Source organism: Caballeronia sp. M23-90 (assembly GCF_053574605.1).
In genome coordinates, this window is sequence record NZ_JBSIPA010001010.1 from 1 (window position 1) to 311 (window position 311).

The 311-nt window shown below is 61.7% G+C and carries 1 pseudogene; it reads right to left on the reverse strand.

Going from position 1 to position 311, the window contains the following annotated elements:
* Nucleotides 1-182 (reverse strand): annotated as a pseudogene (locus tag ACRXB1_RS37555) (hypothetical protein); the annotation flags it as partial.
* Nucleotides 183-311 lie beyond the last annotated feature (129 nt).

Genomic DNA, 311 nt, shown 5'->3' on the forward strand with positions numbered 1-311 from the left:
AGCGATGGCGCCAGCACTTTCACGTCGTTTACGGCCGCTTCGGGCGCGTCCTTGAGCGAGATCAGCGTGGCCATCGACTCCGTTTTCGGGTCCTTCAGGTTCAGCGGATTGAAGTCGAAGCGCAGATGCGTCAGGAGCGGCAGCGCGCCGATCACGACGATCAGGGTGCCGATCAGCACCGGCTAGCGATGGCGCCAGCACTTTCACGTCGTTTACGGCCGCTTCGGGCGCGTCCTTGAGCGAGATCAGCGTGGCCATCGACTCCGTTTTCGGGTCCTTCAGGTTCAGCGGATTGAAGTCGAAGCGCAGAT